We start from the raw sequence: 19,270 nt of genomic DNA, 5'->3' as shown, positions 1-19,270 counted from the left end.
GGACGTGTGCGGCATCGCGGGCACCTACCGGTGGCCGGACGGGAAGACCGTCACCGACCGGCTCACCGACATCCTCGCCCACCGCGGCCCGGACGGCAGCGGCCGGTACGCCCACCCCGCCGGCGACGGCGACGTGCAGCTCGGACACCGCCGGCTGGCCGTCGTCGACCTGTCCGGCACCGGCGCACAGCCGATGGTCGCGGACGGCCTCGCCCTGACGTACAACGGCGAGCTGTACAACGCGCCGGAGCTGCGCGCCGAACTGGCCGCCGCCGGGGTGCGCTTCCGCGGCACCTCCGACACCGAGGTGCTGCTGCGGGCCTGGCGGCGCTGGGGCACGGGCTGCCTGCCCCGGCTGCGCGGCATGTTCGCCTTCGCGGTCTTCGACGAGCGCACCGGCGACCTGGTGCTCGTCCGCGACCAGCTCGGCGTCAAGCCGCTGTTCCTGCTGCGGCGCGGCCCGGGCCTGGTGTTCGCCTCCGAGCTGAAGGCGCTGGCGGCCGCGGCCGGCGGGTCGCTCCGGGTGGACCCGGCCGCGCTGGTGGCCTCGCTGCTCTACTACTGGGTGCCGGACTCGCGCTGCGCGTACCGCGAGGTGGAGAAGCTGCCGCCGGGGAGCTGGCTGCGGTGCCGGCCCGACGGCCGGGTGGAGCGCGGCCGGTTCTGGCACCTGAAGGAGGCCGCCGCCGCGGGCCGGGAGCGGGCCGCGCGCGGCGAGCGGCCGGACCTGGCCGCCGTGGTCGAGGAGTCGACCCGCCGGCACCTGCGCTCCGACGTGCCGGTGGCGGCCTTCCTCTCCGGCGGTCTCGACTCCAGCTACCTGACCGCGCTGGCGGCCCGGCACCGGCCGGGGATCTCCGCGTACACGATCGGGTTCCGCGCCGCGGACGCCAGGTTCGAGGCGATGCCGGACGACCTGCGCCACGCCCGGCACGTGGCCGGGCGGTTCGGCGTCGACCTGCACGAGATCGAGATCGCCCCGGACGTCCTGGACCTGCTGCCCCGGATGACGTACCACCTGGACGAGCCGATCGGCGACCCGGCCGCGATCAACACCTTCCTGATCTGCCGTGCCGCCCGGGACGCCGGGGTCAAGGTGATGCTCTCCGGCATGGGCGCCGACGAGCTGTTCGCCGGCTACCGCAAACACCTCGCCAACCTCGTCGCGCTGCGCTACCAGCGCGTCCCGCGGCCCCTGCGGCGCGCCGTGTCCGCGGCCGTGCACCGGCTGCCGGTCGCCACCGCCCGCCGCGGGTACCGGTCGGTGCGCTTCGCGCAGCGGTTCCTCTCCTTCGCCGAACTGCCGGAGGAGACCGCGTTCCGGCGCAGCTACACCATGTACGACGAGCCGGAGCTGCTCGCCCTGGTCGGCCCGGACCTGGCCGGGACCGTCGAGGACGTGCTCACCGAGCACGCGGACGTCTACTGGGACAACACCCTCGACGACCCCGCCGACTTCGTCAACCGCATGTGCCTGGCCGACTCCCGGATGTTCCTGCCGGGCCTGAACCTCGCGTACACGGACCGCGCCAGCATGGCCGCCTCGACCGAGGTACGGGTGCCGTACGTGGACGTGGACGTGGTCGAGGCGGCGTTCGCCGTGCCCGGCGACCGCAAGGTCGTCGGGCGGCGGGGCAAGGCCGTCCTCAAGGAGGCGGCGGCCCCGGTCCTGCCCCGGGAGGTCGTCCACCGGCCCAAGGGCCTGTTCAGCGCCCCGCTGCGGGCCTGGATGAGCCGGGACCTGGCACCGCTGGTGCGCGAGGTGGTGCACGACGGCGTGCTCGTGCGGGACGGGCTCCTGCGGCGGGAGGCGCTCCAGCGGCTCGTCGCCGAGGACGCCGCCGGGCGGCGCGACTTCTCCAAACATCTGTGGCATGTGCTGACTCTTGAGTACTGGTATCGCGGCGCGACTTCTGGGGAGTTCGGGTGAAACAGGTGGTGCAGAACTACCGGAGCGGCGAGCTGGCGCTGCTCGACGTCCCGGTGCCGGGGTGCAGGCCGGGCGGGGTCCTCGTCCGGACCGCCTACTCGCTGATCTCCACCGGCACCGAGCTGATGAAGGTCTCCGAGGCCGGCATGTCGCTGCTGGGCAAGGCGCGCTCCCGGCCCGACCAGGTGGCCCGGGTGGTGCAGAGCGTCGCCGCCAACGGGGTGCCCGCCACCTACCGCAAGGTGCGGGACAAGCTGGACTCGTACACGCCGCTGGGCTACTCGCTCTGCGGGATCGTCGAGCGGGCCGGCCCGGGCACCGACGACGTGGCCGTCGGCGACGTCGTGGCCTGCGCGGGCAACGAGCACGCGCTGCACGCCGAGGTCAACTGGGTGCCGAAGAACCTCTACGCGCGCGTGCCGGACGGCCTCGCCCCGCGGCACGCCGCCTTCGGCACCGTCGGGTCGATCGCGCTGCACGGCGTGCGCCGCGGCGAGCCGCAGCTCGGCGACGTGGCGCTGGTCATCGGGCTCGGGCTGATCGGGCAGCTGGTGGTGCAGCTCCTCACCGCCTCGGGCGTACGGGTCGTGGGCGCCGACCCCGACCCGGACCGCTGCGAACTCGCCGCCCGGCTGGGCGCCGTGGCCTGCGGCGGACCCGCGTCCGCCGAGGTGGCGGCGGCCGTCGCCGGGCTGACGGACGGCCACGGCGCGGACCAGGTGTACCTGGCCGCCGGCGGCGGCAGCGCCGAACCCGTCGAGCGGGCGGCCGCGCTGAGCCGGGACCGCGGCCGGGTCGTCGACATCGGCAAGTGCCGCCTCGACCTGCCGTGGAACGCGTACTACGAGAAGGAGCTGGACGTCCGCTTCTCCCGCTCGTACGGCCCCGGCCGCTACGACCCCTCCTACGAACTGGACGGCCGGGACTACCCGATCGGCTACGTGCGCTGGACCGAGCGCCGCAACCTCGCGTGCTTCCTCGACCTGCTGGCCCGCGGCCGGGTCGACGTGGAGCCGCTGGTCTCGCACGTCGCCGACTTCGAGGACGCCGTCGCGACGTACCGGAACCTGGCGGACGGCCGCCTGAAGGCGGTGGCCGTCCTGTTCCGCTACCCCGGGCAGCCCGGGCAGTCGCGGGAGCCCGGGGAGGCGGCGGCGGGGGCACCGGCGGTGGCCGTGCCCGCGGTGCCGGCGGTGCCGGTACGGCGCGGCCGGGCCCGCGCCGCCGGAACGCCGGTGCGGCTCGCCTTCGTCGGCGCGGGGAACTACGCGTCGTCGATGCTGCTGCCGCACCTGGCGGGGCGCGACGGCGTGCGGCTGTCGGCGGTCGTCACCACCACGGCGCTCTCCGCCGCCAACGCACAGCGGAAGTTCGGCTTCGCCGCCGCCACCACCGACCTCGACGCCGTGCTCGGCGACCCGTCCGTCGACGCGGTGTTCGTCGTCACCCGGCACAGCTCGCACGCCGAACTGACCCGGCGGGCGCTCCTGGCCGGCAAGGCCGTCTTCGTGGAGAAGCCGCTCGCCCTCACCGGGGACGAACTCGACGGCGTGCTCGCGGCGGTGGCGGAGTCCGGCAACGACCGGCTCCAGGTCGGCTTCAACCGGCGGTTCGCCCCGCTGCTGCGGCAGGCCCGGCGGCGGTTCGGCGCCCGCGGCGGCCCCGGGCACCTGCGCTACCTCGTCAACGCCGGCCGCCTGGAGCACGGCAGCTGGTACCTGCGGCAGGACAGCGAGGGCTCCCGGTTCGCCGGCGAGGGCGGGCACTTCATCGACACCGCGGGCTGGCTCCTCGACGCCGACCCCGTCTCCGCGTACGCGGTCGCCACCTCCGGCGGCGAGGACCTGCAACTCGTCCTGCGCTACCCGGACGAGTCCACCGCCACCATCGGCTACGTCACCACCGGCCCGCCCGGCTTCCCCAAGGAGACCGTCGACCTCGTCGCGGACGGCCGGGTCCTCAGGCTCGACGACTTCGTCCGGGCCGCCGTCTACGACGGCCGCCGCCGGCGGTGGGTCGGCTCGCGGCTGCCCCGCGCCCGGGACAAGGGCCAGGAAGCCGAACTGGCCGCGTTCGTGACGGCGGTACGGACCGGCGGGCCGATGCCCGTACCGCTGGACTCGCTCGTCGCCACGACCGCCGCCACCCTCGCCGTGCCGGCCGCCCTGGCCGCCCGCGCGCCGGTGACGCTGGCGGGGGCGCGATGACGGCGGCCGCGGGGAGCGCGGGCTGGTACCTCCGGCGGCTGTCCCGGATGGGGCCGCGGGAGGCCGCCGGCCGGGCCGGCGACGCCGTACGTCGGCGGCGGTGGCGGTCGGCGCCGCCGCACTGCCCGGCCGGGGCCGGGGCGCCGTTCACCGCGGCCCTGCCCGCCGGCGCGCTCGACGCCGTGCCGCCGGAGGCCGTGAAGCGGCTCCTCGGGACGGCGGACCGGCTGCTGGACGGGCACGCCGAGTTCTTCGGGGTGGCCCGCGACGACCTCGCCGAGCCCGACTGGTGGTACGACCCGAGGACCGGGCGCCGGGCGCCGGCGGCGTACGCCTTCGACGTGCCGTACCGGAACGAGGCCGCGGTCGGGGACGTCAAGCAGATCTGGGAGCCGTCCCGGCACCAGTACCTCACCGTGGTCGCCGCCGCCTACGCGCTCACCGGCGACGACCGGTACGCCGCCCGGGTGGCCGCGCACCTGGAGTCGTGGTGGGCGGTCAACCCGCCGCTGCGCGGCGTGCACTGGACCAGCGGCATCGAGCTGGGCATCCGGCTGCTGTCGTGGGTGTGGATCCGCCGGCTGCTCGACGGCTGGCCGGGCGCGGCCGCGCTGTTCGAGGACGCCCCGGTGGCACGGCACCAGGTCTGGCACCATCAGCGCTGGCTGGCGGCCTTCCCCAGCCGGGGTTCCTCGGCGAACAACCACGCCGTCGCCGAGGCCGCCGGGCAGTTCGCCGCGGCCTGCGCGTTCGGCTGGTTCCCCGAGTCGGCGCGCTGGCGGGCGGACGCGCTCGCGTCGCTGGCGCGGCACCTGCGCGCCAACACCTTCGGCTCCGGCCTCAACCGCGAGCTGGCCACCGAGTACCACGGGCTGGTGCTGGAGCTGGGCCTGGCCGCGGTCGCCGAGGCGGACGCCGCGGGCGTGCCCGTCCCCGCCTCCGTACGGCTCGTGCTGCTGCGGATGACCGACGCGCTCGCGGCCGTCGTGGACGGCCGGCTGCGGCCGCCGCGCCAGGGGGACGGGGACGACGGGCACGGCCTGGTCGTGGACGGCGCGGGCACCGACCGCTGGGCCTCGCTGCTGGCCACCGGGGACGCGGTGTTCGGCCGCCTCGGCTGGTGGCCGGCGGTGACCGGCGCGGACGTACGTACCCCGCTGCTGGCCGCGCTCATCCGCCCGTACCCGGCCGGGGAGACCGCGGCCGGGGAGACCGCGGCGCCGGCCCGGCCGGCCCGCCGGCCCGCCCACTTCGCCGACGCGGGGGTCACCGTCCTGCGCGGTCCCGGCGGGATCTGGTGCCGCTGCGACGGCGGCCCGCACGGCTTCCTGTCCATCGCCGCGCACGCCCACGCGGACGCGCTGTCCGTGGAGGTCAGGCACGACGGGGTGGACGTGCTCGCCGACCCGGGGACGTACTGCTACCACGGGCTGCCCGGGTGGCGGCGGTACTTCCGGTCCACCCTCGCCCACAACACCCTGCAACTCGACGGCGCCGACCAGTCCGTCTCCGGCGGCCCGTTCCTCTGGACGCGGCACGCCCGCAGCCGCGTGCTGGCCGCGGAGACCTCCGGCGCCGGCGTCGCCCGCTGGTGCGCCGAGCACGACGGCTACCGGCGCACCGTGCACCGCCGCCGGGTGGAGCTGACCGCCGCGACCCGGGAGCTGCGGATCCGCGACGAGGTGCGCGGCGGCCCGCGCCGGGCGGTGCGGCTGGCGTACCACCTCGGCCCGGCGGTCACCGCGGAGCTGGCGGGCAGCCGGGCCGTCCTCAGCTGGACCCGGGACGGCGCGGACCGCGGGGCGGTGCTCGACCTGCCCGCGCGGCTGGCCTGGCGGGCGCACCGCGGCGAGACCGACCCGCCGCTGGGCTGGTACTCCGCCGGCTTCGGGCGCAAGGAGCCCGCGACCACGCTGGTCGGCTCCGGATGGGCCGGCGGCACCGCGTCGCCGGAGGAGTTCACCACCGTACTCGGGTTCCGGGGCTAGGGGAGGGGGCGCGGTGATGACGTGGCGGCCACGGGCCCGGGCGGCGGCGCCGCTCGCGCTGGCGCTGGCCCTGCTGGCGGCCGGCTGCGAGGAGACGCCGGACGCCCGGGAGGCGCCGGGCGCCCGGGAGCGGCCGGCCGCCGCGCCGCCGTCGTCCGCGTCCGCGCCGCGGGTGTGCGCCGAGCCCGCGCCCCGGCCCGAGCGGGCGCCCGCGGGCGCGGTGCCGGTGGACCCCGCGGTGGTCGGCGACCTGGCCGCGCGGACCCGGAGCAGCCCGCCGGGCACCACGTTCTGGCTGCGGCCGGGCAGGCACCGGCTGGCGCCGGACCGCTACGCCCAGGTCGTCCCCAAGAAGGGGAACAGCTACCTCGGCGCGCCCGGCGCGGTGCTCGACGGCGGGAAGACCAACCAGTACGCGTTCGGCGGGGCGGCCCCCGACGTCACCCTCCGCCACCTGACGGTGCAGAACTTCGCCGCGCCGCACGACGAGGGCGTGGTCAACCACGACTCGGCGGACGGCTGGGTGATCGAGCACGCGACGATCCGGCGCAACTCCGGCGCCGGGCTGATGGCCGGCGCCCGCCAGCAGGTCCGCGCCAGTTGCCTGAGCGGCAACGGCCAGTACGGCATGAACGCGTACAAGGCCGGCGACACCATCCGCGGCCTGGTGGTGGAGGGCAACGAGATCACCGGCAACAACACCGGCGACTGGGAGCGCCGGCGGCCGGGGTGCGGCTGCACCGGAGGCGTCAAGTTCTGGGCCGTCGACGGCGCCGACATCCGCGGCAATTGGGTGCACGACAACCGCGGGCCCGGGCTGTGGGCGGACAACAACAACAACGACTTCCGCATCGAGAACAACCTCCTCGAAGCCAACGACGGCGCCGCGCTGATCTACGAGACCAGCTACAACGCGGTCATCCGGAACAACACGATCCGGCGGAACACCTGGGCCGAGGGCCGGAAGTACGCCGCGCGCGGCGACGACTTCCCGTACGCGAGCCTCTACGTGTCCGAGTCCGGCGGCGAGCCGCGGATCCCGGCCCGTACGGACCGGATCGAGATCTACCGGAACGTGCTGGAGAACAACTGGTCCGGGATCACCCTGTGGGAGAACGCCGACCGGTTCTGCAACAGCCCGGCCAACACCTCGACCGGTGAATGCACCTTGCTGGTGCCCGACACCGGCCGCTGCGCACAGCCGGCGATCGGCACCCCGCCGCTCTACGACGACTGCCGGTGGAAGACCAAGCGGGTGGACATCCACGACAACCGCTTCGTGCTGGACACCTCCGTCGTCCCGTGCGCCGGGGCGTGCGGGCGCATGGCCGTGCTGGCCAACTACGGCACCTATCCGGACTGGTCGCCGTACCACGGCGAGCGGGTCGCCGAGGCGATCGCCGGCGCGCAGCACAACCGCTGGCACGACAACACCTACCGCGGGCCCTGGCGCTTCGTCGTCCGGGACCCGGGCCGGGCGCTCGGCTTCGCCGCGTGGCGGGCCGCGCCGCACCGGCAGGACGAGGGCAGCACCTACGACCCGCGGGCGGGTGGCTGAGATGAGCGGGGACGGCGCCGCACCGGGCCCGGCCCGCCCGCCGAAGGCCGTGGGAGTCGTCTGGGGGCTGCTGGGGCTCAACACGCTGGGCTCCGCCGGGGCGGAGACGGTCGTTCCGCTGCCCCGCTCCCTCATCCAGATGGTCACCATGGGCGCGCTGGTCCTCGCGTTCGCGCTCGCGCTCGCGGTCAACCCGCGGCCGCGCATCCGGCCCAGCGCCTTCGTCCTCCTGCTCACCCTGCTGCTGGTGCCGAGCCTCATCGCCAGCGTGAGCCTTGCGTCCGGGTTCGGCGCGCTGTTCCGCTGCGCCCGGCTGGCCGTCTTCGTCGGCACGCTGTGGCTGCTCACCCGCTGGTGGGACGGCGGTCTCGGGTTCGTACGGAGCCACATCCGGCTGTACTGCGCGGTGCTCGGGTCGGTGGTCGCCGGGCTGGCCGTGTCGCCGGGGGCGGCCATGCCCGAGCTGTACGGCGGACGGCTGGTCGGGGCGCTGTGGCCGCTCACGCCGCCGCAGATCGGCCAGTACGCCGCGGTGATCACCGGGCTGACCGTGCTGCTCCTGCTGGGCCGCCGGACCACCGCGGGCGGCGCGGCCCTGGTCGTCGTGCCCGCGCTCGTCCTGCTCGCGCTGAGCCACACCCGGACGGCGACCGCGGGGCTGCTCGTCGGGCTGGCGCTGGCGCTCACCTCGCTCGTCCTGACCAGCCGCGCCGCCCGCCGGTTCTTCGCCGGCGCGGTGCTGTGCGCCGGGGTGGCCGCGGTGGGGTTCTCGAAGGCGCTGGAGGCGTGGGTGCTGCGCGGCCAGAGCCGGGAGAACTTCGCCAGCCTCACCGGCCGGGAGAAGGTCTGGGACGCCCTGCTGGCGGCGCCCCGGACGACCTCGGAGCGGCTGTTCGGCACCGGCCTCGGCGACAAGTCGTACGACGGGCTGCCGATCGACAACAGCTGGCTCGCCGTCTACCACGAACAGGGCCTGACCGGCGCCGCCCTGGTGGCGGCGGTCCTCGTCGTGCTGGGCGGGGTCGCGCTGCTGCGGCCGCCGTCGCTGCCGCGGGCCTGCGCGGTCTTCCTCATCGCCTTCTGCGCCGTCTCGTCGTACACCGAGGCCGGTCTCGGGGACGCCTCTCCGTATCTGCTGCACCTGGCCCTCGCCGCCTCCCTGCTGGCGGCGCCCGCCGCGGCCGCGCCGCCGGCGCCGCCCGCACCACCCCGACGTCGGGTCCCGCGCTGGGCCCGGGAACGGAGCTGACCCGGCCATGCACGTCCTCGTGGTGCACAACCGCTACGGCTCGGCGCAGCCGAGCGGGGAGAACCGCGTCGTCGACCAGGAGGTGAGGCTGCTGCGCGGGGCCGGCCACCGGGTCGAGGTGTTCGAGCGGCGCAGTGACGACATCGCCGCGCGCTCTCTGGCGGGCCGGGCCGCGGTGCCGCTGCTGGTGCCGTGGAACCCGGCGGTCCGCGCGGAGCTGGCCGGCCGGCTGCGGGCCGCGCGGCCGGACGTGGTGCACGTCCACAACGTCTTCCCGCTGCTGTCGCCCGCGGTGCTGGCCGCCTGCGCCGACGCCGACGTGCCCGCCGTCGCCACGCTGCACAACTACACCCAGATCTGCCCGCCCGGCACCCTGCGCCGCGCCGGCCGGCAGTGCACCGAGTGCGTCGGGTCGAGCCCGCTGCCCGCCGTCCGGCACGGCTGCTACCGCGGCTCCCGGCTGGCGACGGTCCCGCTCGCCGTCAGCCTGGCGGTCAACCGGCGCCGCTGGTGGTCGGGCGTGACCCGGTTCCTGTGCATCTCCGCGGCGCAGCGCGACGTCCTGGTCCGGTCCGGCATGCCGGCCGAACGGATCGCGGTCAAGCACAACTTCGTCCCCGAACCCGGCGACGTCCGGACGGCCGACGGCGAGCACCTGCTCTTCCTCGGCCGGCTCGCCGAGGCCAAGGGCGTGCGGCCGCTCATGGACGCCTGGGACCAGATCGCCGCGGACGGCGGCGTGGGCGTGCCGCTGGTGCTCGCCGGGGCGGGGCCGCTGGAGCGGGAGGTGCGCGCCTGGGCGGCGGGCCGGGACGACGTGCGCTACGCCGGCCTGTACGGCCTGCGGGAGTGCCGGCGGGCGGTGGCGCGGGCGGTCGCCGTGGTCGTTCCCTCGCTGGCCCTGGAGACGTTCGGCCTGGTGGTCGCGGAGGCGATGGCGGCGGGCGTCCCGGCCCTGGCCGCCGGGCACGCCGCGTTCGGCGAACTGGTCGAGGACGGGGTGACCGGCCTGCTGCACCGGCCCGGCGACCCCGACTCGCTCGCCGCCGACCTGCGCCGGATCACGTCCGACCCGGCCCGCAACCGGGAGATGGGGCGGGCGGCCCGGCGCCGCTACGAGCGGGGCTTCGGCCCGGAGTACGGGCTGAGGCGACTGGAGGAGGAGTACCGCACCGCGATCGCGGGCCGGTCGGTGCCGACCCCCGGCGGGGACACCCGCCGGGGCAGGGGGGAGGGGGACAGCGGATGACACGATGCCGGCTGTGCGGCTCGGCGGCGCTGGCGAGCGTCGTCGATCTGGGGGCGACCCCGCCGTGCGAGAGCTTTCTCGCCGCGGACGAACTCGACCGGCCGGAGCCGGCGTACCCGCTGCACCTGCGGGTCTGCACCGACTGCTGGCTGGCGCAGCTCCCGCCGCTGATCACGCCCGAGGAGACGTTCACGCAGTACGCGTACTTCTCCTCGTACTCGACCTCCTGGGTGGAGCACGCGCGCGCGTTCGTCACCGACGCCGTACGGCGGCTGGACCTCGGCTCCGGGGCTAGGAAAGCCTTCGTGGTCGAGGTCGCGAGCAACGACGGGTACCTGCTGAAGCACGTGGCCGGCCGGGGGATCCGCTGCCTGGGCATCGAGCCCTCGGTGAACGTCGGCGCCGCCGCGCGGGACGCCGGCGTGCCCACCCTCACCGCGTTCCTGGATCCGGCCACCGGCGCGGCCGTCCGCGCCGAGCACGGCCCGGCCGACCTGGTCGTGGCCAACAACGTGTACGCGCACATCCCCGACGTGACCGGGTTCACCCGGGGGCTGCGCGCGCTGGTCGCCGACGACGGCTGGGTCTCCGTCGAGGTGCAGCACCTGCTGACGCTGATCGAGGGGAACCAGTACGACACGATCTACCACGAGCACTTCCAGTACTACACGGTCGCGTCCGCGAGCCGGGCGCTGGCGAGCGGCGGGCTCACGCTCGTGGACGTCGAGCTGCTGTCCACCCACGGCGGCTCCCTGCGGCTGTGGGCCCGGCCGGCCGAGGCCGCCGGCGAGCCGTCCCGCCGGACGGCCGACGCGCTGGCCCGGGAGACGGCCGCCGGGCTGCGGGAGCTGTCCGGCTACCGGGAGTTCTCCGCCCGGGTGGCCCGGGTGCGCCGGGACCTGCTGCGGTTCCTCGTCGACGCGGCCGAGCGCGGCGCGACGGTGGCCGGCTACGGCGCCCCCGGCAAGGGCAACACGCTGCTCAACCACTGCGGCATCCGGCCCGACCTGCTCCCGTACACCGTCGACCGCAACCCGTACAAGCACGGCAGGTTCACCCCGGGCACCCGCATCCCGGTCCTGCCGCCCGAGCAGATCGCCGCCGACCGCCCCGACTACGTGCTCGTCCTGCCCTGGAACCTGCGGGACGAGCTGGTCGAACAGCTCTCGTACGTGCACGAGTGGGGCGGCCGGCTGGTCTTTCCCATCCCGGAACTGAGCATTGTCGAGGTCACCCCATGAAGGTCGTGCTGTTCTGCGGCGGCTACGGGCTGCGGATGCGCAGCGGCGCCGCCGACGACGTGCCCAAGCCGATGGCGATGGTCGGCCCGCGCCCGCTGATCTGGCACGTCATGCGCTACTACGCGCACTTCGGGCACACCGAGTTCATCCTGTGCCTCGGCTACGGGGCGCACCACATCAAGGACTTCTTCCTGCACTACGAGGAGACGGCGTCCAACGACTTCGTGCTGCGCAACGGGCGGGCCGAGCTGCTGTCCAGCGACATCTCCTCCTGGACGATCACGTTCGCGCAGACCGGCGTCGAGTCGCCCATCGGGGAGCGGCTGCGCCGGGTGCGGCACCACCTGGACGGCGACGAGATGTTCCTCGCCAACTACGCCGACGTGCTCACCGACGCCCCGCTGCCGGAGATGATCGACCGGTTCGCCCGGCGCGACGCCGGCGCGTCCCTGATGGTGGTGCCGCCGCAGTCCTCGTTTCACTGCGTGGACCTGGGCGAGGACGGCCTGGCGGGCGGCATCACCGCGGTGAGCGAACTGCCGCTGTGGGAGAACGGCGGCTACTTCGTGCTCCGCCAGGAGGTCTTCGACCACATCCCGGAGAACGGCGACCTGGTCGCGGACGGCTGCGCCCGGCTGGCCAAGCGCGGCCGGCTGGTGGCGTACCGGCACCGCGGCTTCTGGAAGCCGACCGACACCGTCAAGGAGCGGGCCGCGCTCGACGCCGCCTACAGCCGCGGCGACCGCCCGTGGGCCCTGTGGGAACGGGATGTCACCGGCACCGCCGCCGGCGGCGGTGGGGTCGGCGCCGGGGCGGGGACCGCGTGATCCGGCTCGGGGCCGGGCCCCTGGACCGGATCGCCGCCCTGGGCGCGCACTGCGACGACATCGCCATCGGCGCCGGCGGCACCCTGCTGACGCTGTGTCGGGCCCGGCCGGGCCTGACCGTCGACGCCCTGGTGCTCTCCGGCGGCGGCGGCGAGCGGGAGCGGGAGGAGCGCGCCGCGCTCGCCGCCTTCTGCCCCGGCGCCGACCTGCGGCTGACCGTGGCGGAACTGCCGGACGGCCGGCTGCCCGCGCACTGGGCACAGGCCAAGGCCGCGGTCGAGGAGCTGCGCGCGCGGAGTGAGCCGGAGCTGGTGCTGGCGCCGCGCACCGACGACGCGCACCAGGACCACCGCGGCCTCGCACGGCTGGTCACCACCGCCTTCCGCGACCACCTCGTGCTCGGCTACGAGATCGTCAAGTGGGACGGCGACCTCGGCCGCCCGGTCGCGTACGGGCCGCTGACCCCCGGCGTCGCCGAGCGGAAGGCCCGGCTGCTCGCCGAGCACTACCCCTCGCAGCGGCACCGGCCCTGGTACGACCGCGAGGCGTTCCTCGGCCTCGCGCGGATCCGCGGCATCGAATGCCACGCGCGCTACGCCGAGGCGTTCGCCGTCACCAAACTCACTCTCGACCTGGGGGGTTGAACCGTGCGCGTACTGCTCACCGGACACCAGGGCTATCTGGGCAGCGTCATGGCCCCGGTGCTCGGCTCCGCCGGACACGAGGTCACCGGCCTCGACGCCGGCCTGTTCGCCGACCGCGTGCTCGGCCCGGCCCCCGCGGACCCGCCGGGGCACCGGGTGGACCTGCGGGACGTCACCTCCGAGCACGTGGCCGGGGCGGACGCCGTGATCCACCTGGCCGCGCTCTCCAACGACCCGCTGGGGTCGCTGGCGCCGGAGCTGACCTACGACATCAACCACCGCGCCGCCGTACGCCTCGCCCGGCTGGCCCGCGACGCCGGGGTGCGGCGCTTTCTGTACGCCTCGACCTGCTCGGTCTACGGCGCCGCCGGCGGGGGCGACCTGGTGACGGAGGACGCGCCGCTGCGGCCGGTGACGCCGTACGCGGAGTCCAAGGTGCGGGTGGAGGACGACCTGCACGCGCTGGCCGACGGCGACTTCAGCCCGGTGTACCTGCGCAACGCCACCGCCTTCGGCTTCTCCCCCCGGCTGCGCGCCGACATCGTGCTGAACAACCTGGTGGGCCACGCGCTCCTGAGCGGCGAGGTGCTGGTCCTCTCCGACGGCACCCCCTGGCGCCCGCTGGTGCACGCCGCCGACATCGCCCGGGCCTTCACGGCCGCGCTGACCGCGCCGCGGGCCGCCGTGCACGACCGGGCGTTCAACATCGGCGACGAGGCGAACAACGTCACGGTCGCCGAGATCGCCGGGCAGGTCGCGGAGGCGGTGGCCGGCGCGAAGGTGGTGATCACCGGCGAGACGGGGGCCGACCCGCGCTCGTACCGGGTGGACTTCTCCCGGTTCCGCGCGGCCGTCCCCGGCTTCGGGTGCGAGTGGACGGTGAAGCGGGGCGCGCTCGAACTCGCCGACGCCTACCGGAGGTTCGGCCTGACCCGGGAGGACTTCGACGAGCGCTTCACCCGCCTGGCCGTGCTCCGCGCGGCGGTCGGCTCCGGCGCCGTCGACGGCACGCTGCGGCGGCGCCGGTGACCGGGGCGGGGGCCGGGACCGCGGCCGGGGCCGGGGTGGGGGAGGAGATGTACGCGCTGGTGGAGCGGCTGTACCCGCTGTGCCGGAGCATCACCGGCGACGGGGTGCGCGCCACCCTGGACATCGTCGGCGAGTACGTTCCGCTCCAGGTGCACGAGGTGCCGACCGGGACGCGGGTGCTCGACTGGACGGTGCCGCAGGAGTGGAACATCCGGGACGCGTACGTCGCCGACGCCGCCGGGCGCCGCGTCGTCGACTTCCGCGCGTCCAGCCTGCACGTGCTCGGCTACAGCGTGCCGGTGTCGGCGACCCTGCCGCTGGCCGAACTCCGCGCGCACCTGCACACCCTGCCGGACCACCCGTCGTGGGTGCCGTACCGCACCAGCTACTACCGGCCGGAGTGGGGCTTCTGCCTGGCCCAGGAGACCCTGGACGCGCTGCCGGACGGCGACTACGAGGTGCGCATCGACTCCACCCTCGCGGACGGCCACCTCACCTACGCCGAGCACGTGGTCCCCGGGCGGGTCGCCGACGAGGTGCTCGTCTCCAGCCACGTCTGCCACCCGTCGCTGGCCAACGACAACCTCGCCGGCATCGCGGTCGCGACGTTCCTGGCCCGGGCGCTGGCGGAGCGGCGGCCGCACCACACCTACCGGTTCCTCTTCGCGCCCGGCACCATCGGCGCGATCACCTGGCTGGCCCGCAACGCCGAGCGGACGGCACGGGTCAAGCACGGGCTGGTGCTCGCGTGCGCCGGCGACCCGGGCGGGCTGACGTACAAGCGCAGCCGGCGCGGCGACGCCGAGATCGACCGGGTGCTGCGGCACGTGCTGGCCGCCTCCGAGCGCCCGCACCGCGTCGTCGAGTTCACCCCGTACGGCTACGACGAGCGGCAGTTCTGCTCGCCCGGGTTCGACCTCGGCGTCGGCTCGCTCACCCGGACCCCGTACGCCGGCTACCCCGAGTACCACACCTCGGCGGACGATCTGGACTTCGTCTCCGCGGCGGCGATGGCGGACACGCTCGCCGTCTGCCGCGAGGCGTTCGCCGTGCTGGACGGGAACCGGCGCTACGTCAACCTCAGCCCCTACGGCGAACCGCAGTTGGGCCGGCGCGGGCTGTACGGCTCACTCGGCGGCCGCAGCGACGCCGAGCAGGCCCAGCTGGCCATGCTCTGGGTGCTCAACCTCGCCGACGGCGGGCACAGCCTGCTGGACGTCGCCGAACGGGCCGGGCTGCCGTTCGCCACCGTCGCCGCCGCGGCCGCCGCCCTGGCGGACGCCGGGCTGGTCCGGGAGTGACGCCGATGGCCGCCGGGGGAGAGGGGACGACGGCCCCGCCGGGCCGGGACCGGCCCGCCCGGCCGGGCGCCGGGCGTGCCCTGGCCGGCCGGCTGTCCTGGGGGCTGGCCGACCAGGCGGCCTCCAGCGCGTCCAACTTCCTGGTGGGGATGTACGCGGCGCGCTCGCTGGGGCCGGCCGCGTTCGGCGTGTTCAGCCTGGCGTGGGTGACGTACGGCGTGGTGCTCGGCGTCTCCCGCGGGCTGGCCACCGACCCGCTCGTGGTGCGCTTCAGCGGCGCCCCGGAGACGGCCTGGCGCGCGGCGACGGCCCGGGCGTCGGGCACCGCGCTCGGCGTCGGCGCCGTCTGCGGCGCCGCGTGCCTGGCGGTCGGGCCGGCGATCGGCGGGCGGACGGGAACCGCGTTCGCCTGCCTCGGCGTGGTGCTGCCGGGGCTGCTGCTCCAGGACGCCTGGCGGTTCGCGTTCTTCGCCGCCGGCCGCGGGCGGAAGGCGTTCGTCAACGACGTCGTCTGGGGCGCCGGGTGCGTCCCGGCGCTGGTGCTGGCGGCCCGCGCGGGCAGCGTGGCCGGCTTCGTGCTCGCCTGGGGCGGCTCGGCGGCGGTGGCCGCGGCGTACGGCTGCCTGCAGTCCGGCATCCGGCCCCGGCCGGGCGGAGCGCGCGCGTGGCTGCGCGGCCACCGCGACCTCGGCTACCGGTACCTGGTCGAGAACGTCGGCGTCAGCGGCGCGGCGCAGCTGCGGATGTACGGTCTCGGCGCGCTCGCCGGGCTCGGCGCGGTGGGCGTGGTCCGGGGCGCCGAGCTGCTGCTCGGCCCGTTCCTCGCGGTGCTCATGGGCCTGTCGCTGGTCACCGTCGCGGAGGCGGCGCGGCTGCTGCGGCAGGCGCCGCACCGGCTGGCCCGGTTCTGCCTGCTGCTCGGCACCGGGCAGGCCGCCGCCGCGCTGCTCTGGGGCGCGGCGCTGCTGCTGGTCCCCGACCACGCCGGCGAACACGTGCTCGGCTCCGTCTGGTACGCCGCCGCGGAGCTGATCGTCCCGGCCACCCTCGGCGTCGCGGGCGCCGGGCTCGGCGCCGGCGCGGCCGCCGGGCTGCGCGCGCTCGCCGCGGCCCGGCGCAGCCTGCGCGCCCAGCTGTTCGCCTCCGCCTGCTACGCGGGCGGCGGGCTCGGCGGGGCCGCCGCGGCCGGCGCGGTCGGCTCGGCCTGGGGCGTCGCCGCCGCCACCACCGCCGCCTCGGCCGTGTGGTGGCTGCACCTGCGCGCCGCGCTGCGCGAGCGCCGCCACCACCGAATCCCCGAAGTGAGGACACCATGACCGCCCGACCCCGGCTGAGCATCGGCCTGCCCGTCTTCAACGGCGAGGAGTACCTCTCCGAGTCGTTCGACGCCCTGCTCGGCCAGACCTACGAGGACTTCGAACTGGTCGTCTCCGACAACGCCTCGACCGACGCGACCGAGGACATCTGCCGCCGCTACGCCGCACAGGACCCGCGCGTCCGGTACCACCGGCTGCCCCGGAACATCGGCGCCGCGCCGAACCACAACCACGTCTTCACCCGGTGCCGCGGCGAGCTGTTCAAGTGGGCCTCGCACGACGACCTGTACGCCCGGGACCTGCTGCGCCGCTGCGTGGCGGCGCTGGACGAGCGGCCCGAGGTGATCCTCGCGCACGCCGGCCAGGCGGTCGTCGACGAGGCCGGGCAGGTGAAGGTCCCGTACGAGTACACCCTCGCCACCGACTCGCCGCACCCGCCGGTGCGCTTCCGCAGCCTGCTCTTCGAGCCCGGCGGCGACGACTTCTACGGCGTGATGCGCGCCGACGTGCTGCGCCGGGTGAAGCCGCACGACAGCTACCACCACGCCGACCGCACCTTCGTCGCCGAGATCGGCCTGCACGGGCCCTTCCACCAGGTGCCGGAGCTGCTGTACTTCCGCCGCGACCACCCCACCCGCGCCGAGCGCGCCCACCCCTCCAAGCGCTCCCGGTGCGTCAACCTGGACCCCCGCCGGGCGGGCGCGCTGCACCCGACGCCCCGGCTGCTCGCCGAGTACGTCGCCGGCTACGTCGCGGCGATCCGGCGGGCGCCGCTGTCCGCGGCCGACCGGCGCGCGTGCTACCGCCACCTGGCCGCCTGGCTGGCCAGCCGGGCGCGGCCGGGCGGCGCGGGCGAGCGCGTCGAGGACCGGGCCCCGGCCGGCGCGGAGGGGCCGGCCGTCCGTGTGGACGACCTCGTCGCCGGGCGGGCGGGGCGGCGCCCGTGAGGCCCGCGCCCGGATCCCCGCCGCGCGTCGGGCTGTTCGGCCTGCTCGGCTCCGGCAACCTCGGCAACGACGGGTCGCTGGAGGCCGTCCTCGGATACCTCCGCGCCGCGCATCCGGAGGCCGTCGTGGACGCGCGGTGCGCCGGCCCCGGGACCGTCGCGACCCGGTACGGGATCCCCGCCACCCGGCTGCACTGGTACCGCGGCGAGTACCGCACCGCGGCGCGCCCGGGCACGATCGCGGCGAAGGGCCTCGGCAAGCTCGTCGACGCCGCCCGCACCGCCGCCTGGGTACGCCGGCACGACGTGGTGATCGTGCCCGGCATGGGCGTGCTGGAGGCCACGCTGCCGCTGCGGCCGTGGGGCTTCCCGTACGCGCTGTTCCTGCTCTGCGCCGGCGGGCGGCTGGCCGGCACCCGGGTCGCGCTCGTCGGTGTCGGCGCGGACGTGATCGGCGACCGGCCGACCCGGGCCCTGGTGCGCTGGTCGGCGCGGCTGGCCGCGTACCGCTCGTACCGGGACGGGCTGTCCCGCGACGCGCTGCGCTCGATGGGCGTGGACACCGCGCGCGACGAGGTCTACGACGACCTCGCGTTCGCCCTGCCGGCCCCGCCGCCGGGCGGCCCGCCGGGCGGACCGCCCGGCCCCGTCTGCGTCGGCGTCATGGACTTCCACGGGGGCAACGACGACCGCGCCCGGGCCGGGGCGATCCACCGGCGCTACGTCGACGGCACGACCCGCTTCGTCCGCGCGCTGGCCGCCGAGGGCCGCGGCGTCCGGCTGCTCACCGGCGACGCCGCCGACGCGCCGGTGGCCGCCGCGATCGCCGGCGCCGTCGACTCGCCGCTGGTCACCGTCGCCGAAGCGGCCTCGCTGACCGCCCTGATGAAGGAGACCGCGGCCGCCGACGCCGTCGTGGCGACCCGCTACCACAACCTCGTCTGCGCGCTCAGGACCGGCACCCCCACCCTCGCCCTCGGATACGCGGCCAAGAGCGCCGCGCTCATGGACCGGATGGGCCTGGGCGCGTTCTGCCACCCCGCCCGCGAGGTCGACCCCGGCCTGCTGCTGGAGCAGTTCCGGGCGCTGGAGCGGCGGTCCGCGGAGCTGCGGCGGACCCTCGCGGAACGGAACGCGGCCGTCGACCGGCGCCTCGCCGACCAGTTCACGGCCCTGACCGCGGCCCTGTTCCCGAAGCCCGGACACGCCCCGCGGGAGGACTCATGAAAGCGACCGAGGTCCCGGAGATCGCGGGCGCCTACCTGTTCGAGCCGACGCCGCACGCCGACGAGCGCGGCTTCTTCTGCCGCACCTTCGACGCCGGCGTGGCCCGCTCGGTGGGCCTGGACCCGGACGCCTTCGTCCAGGACAGCCTGTCCCGGTCCGCCCGGGGCGTGCTGCGCGGGCTGCACCTGCGCGCGGGCGCCGGCGAGGCCAAGCTGGTGCGCTGCTCGTACGGGCGGGTCTTCGACGCCGTCGTGGACCTGCGCCCGCACTCGCGCACCCGTCTGGGCCGGGCCTTCTTCGAGCTGTCCGGGGAGACGCAGGCGACCCTGTACGTCCCCGCCGGATGCGCGCACGGCTTCCAGGCGCTGACCGCGACCGCGGACGTCTCGTACCGGATCGACCGCCCGCACGACCCGGCCGAGGACGTGACGATCGCCTACGACGACCCGGAGCTGGCCGTCCCCTGGCCGCTGCCGGTCACGGCGATGTCCCGGCGGGACCGGGAGGCGCCGGGCCTCGCCGAGGCCGTGGCGGCCATGACGCGGCGGGAGGGGTGAG

The 19,270-nt window shown here is 76.0% G+C and carries 15 protein-coding genes; all 15 read left to right on the top strand.

What is annotated here, in order from left to right; all coding sequences use genetic code 11:
* Positions 1-4 precede the first annotated feature (4 nt).
* Genes asnB through ACHZ99_RS08665 form a run of 15 tightly spaced genes read left to right on the top strand, consistent with a single transcriptional unit; the run spans position 5 to position 19,269 of the window.
* The gene (gene asnB / locus ACHZ99_RS08735; protein WP_420303825.1) at positions 5-1,930 is read left to right on the top strand and encodes an asparagine synthase (glutamine-hydrolyzing); all 1,926 of its coding nucleotides are present in this window, start codon (positions 5-7) and stop codon (positions 1,928-1,930) included.
* On the top strand, positions 1,927-4,137 hold the full coding sequence (locus ACHZ99_RS08730; RefSeq protein WP_420303824.1) for a bi-domain-containing oxidoreductase: 2,211 nt from the start codon (positions 1,927-1,929) through the stop codon (positions 4,135-4,137). The genes asnB and ACHZ99_RS08730 overlap by 4 nt, the downstream gene beginning before the upstream one ends.
* Entirely contained in the window at positions 4,134-6,125 is a 1,992-nt protein-coding gene (locus ACHZ99_RS08725; RefSeq protein WP_420303823.1) for an alginate lyase family protein, read from the top strand. The genes ACHZ99_RS08730 and ACHZ99_RS08725 overlap by 4 nt, the downstream gene beginning before the upstream one ends.
* Positions 6,126-6,141: 16 nt before the next feature.
* Positions 6,142-7,683 (top strand): right-handed parallel beta-helix repeat-containing protein, encoded by a 1,542-nt coding sequence (locus ACHZ99_RS08720; RefSeq protein ID WP_420303822.1) that lies wholly within the window; start codon positions 6,142-6,144, stop codon positions 7,681-7,683.
* Between the two features lies 1 nt (position 7,684).
* Entirely contained in the window at positions 7,685-8,932 is a 1,248-nt protein-coding gene (locus ACHZ99_RS08715; RefSeq protein ID WP_420303821.1) for an O-antigen ligase domain-containing protein, read from the top strand.
* Positions 8,933-8,939: 7 nt separating this feature from the next.
* Positions 8,940-10,181 (top strand): glycosyltransferase, encoded by a 1,242-nt coding sequence (locus ACHZ99_RS08710; protein ID WP_420303820.1) that lies wholly within the window; start codon positions 8,940-8,942, stop codon positions 10,179-10,181.
* Positions 10,178-11,422 carry a class I SAM-dependent methyltransferase gene (locus ACHZ99_RS08705; protein ID WP_420303819.1) on the top strand — a complete coding sequence of 415 codons (1,245 nt, stop codon included), beginning with the start codon at positions 10,178-10,180 and terminating at the stop codon, positions 11,420-11,422. The genes ACHZ99_RS08710 and ACHZ99_RS08705 overlap by 4 nt, the downstream gene beginning before the upstream one ends.
* Positions 11,419-12,249: a glucose-1-phosphate cytidylyltransferase gene (locus tag ACHZ99_RS08700; RefSeq protein WP_420303818.1), complete on the top strand. Its 831-nt coding sequence runs from the start codon at positions 11,419-11,421 to the stop codon at positions 12,247-12,249. Before ACHZ99_RS08705 ends, ACHZ99_RS08700 begins: the two co-directional genes overlap by 4 nt.
* Positions 12,246-12,893: a PIG-L deacetylase family protein gene (locus ACHZ99_RS08695; RefSeq protein ID WP_420303817.1), complete on the top strand. Its 648-nt coding sequence runs from the start codon at positions 12,246-12,248 to the stop codon at positions 12,891-12,893. The genes ACHZ99_RS08700 and ACHZ99_RS08695 overlap by 4 nt, the downstream gene beginning before the upstream one ends.
* A gap of 3 nt (positions 12,894-12,896) precedes the next feature.
* Positions 12,897-13,922: an NAD-dependent epimerase/dehydratase family protein gene (locus tag ACHZ99_RS08690; protein WP_420303816.1), complete on the top strand. Its 1,026-nt coding sequence runs from the start codon at positions 12,897-12,899 to the stop codon at positions 13,920-13,922.
* 47 nt (positions 13,923-13,969) lie between these two features.
* On the top strand, positions 13,970-15,223 hold the full coding sequence (locus ACHZ99_RS08685) for a DUF4910 domain-containing protein (RefSeq protein WP_420304023.1): 1,254 nt from the start codon (positions 13,970-13,972) through the stop codon (positions 15,221-15,223).
* A 5-nt stretch (positions 15,224-15,228) separates the two neighbouring features.
* On the top strand, positions 15,229-16,539 hold the full coding sequence (locus ACHZ99_RS08680; RefSeq protein WP_420303815.1) for a hypothetical protein: 1,311 nt from the start codon (positions 15,229-15,231) through the stop codon (positions 16,537-16,539).
* Complete coding sequence (locus ACHZ99_RS08675; protein ID WP_420303814.1) at positions 16,536-17,486, top strand: glycosyltransferase family 2 protein; 951 nt, start codon at positions 16,536-16,538, stop codon at positions 17,484-17,486. The genes ACHZ99_RS08680 and ACHZ99_RS08675 overlap by 4 nt, the downstream gene beginning before the upstream one ends.
* On the top strand, positions 17,483-18,712 hold the full coding sequence (locus ACHZ99_RS08670; RefSeq protein ID WP_420303813.1) for a polysaccharide pyruvyl transferase family protein: 1,230 nt from the start codon (positions 17,483-17,485) through the stop codon (positions 18,710-18,712). The genes ACHZ99_RS08675 and ACHZ99_RS08670 overlap by 4 nt, the downstream gene beginning before the upstream one ends.
* Positions 18,709-19,269: a dTDP-4-dehydrorhamnose 3,5-epimerase family protein gene (locus tag ACHZ99_RS08665; protein ID WP_420303812.1), complete on the top strand. Its 561-nt coding sequence runs from the start codon at positions 18,709-18,711 to the stop codon at positions 19,267-19,269. Before ACHZ99_RS08670 ends, ACHZ99_RS08665 begins: the two co-directional genes overlap by 4 nt.
* Position 19,270: the final 1 nt, after the last annotated feature.

It is taken from the genome of Streptomyces sp. MAR4 CNX-425 (assembly GCF_048656465.1).
Taxonomy (GTDB): domain Bacteria; phylum Actinomycetota; class Actinomycetes; order Streptomycetales; family Streptomycetaceae; genus Streptomyces.
This window is presented reverse-complemented; position numbering and strand designations above follow the sequence as displayed.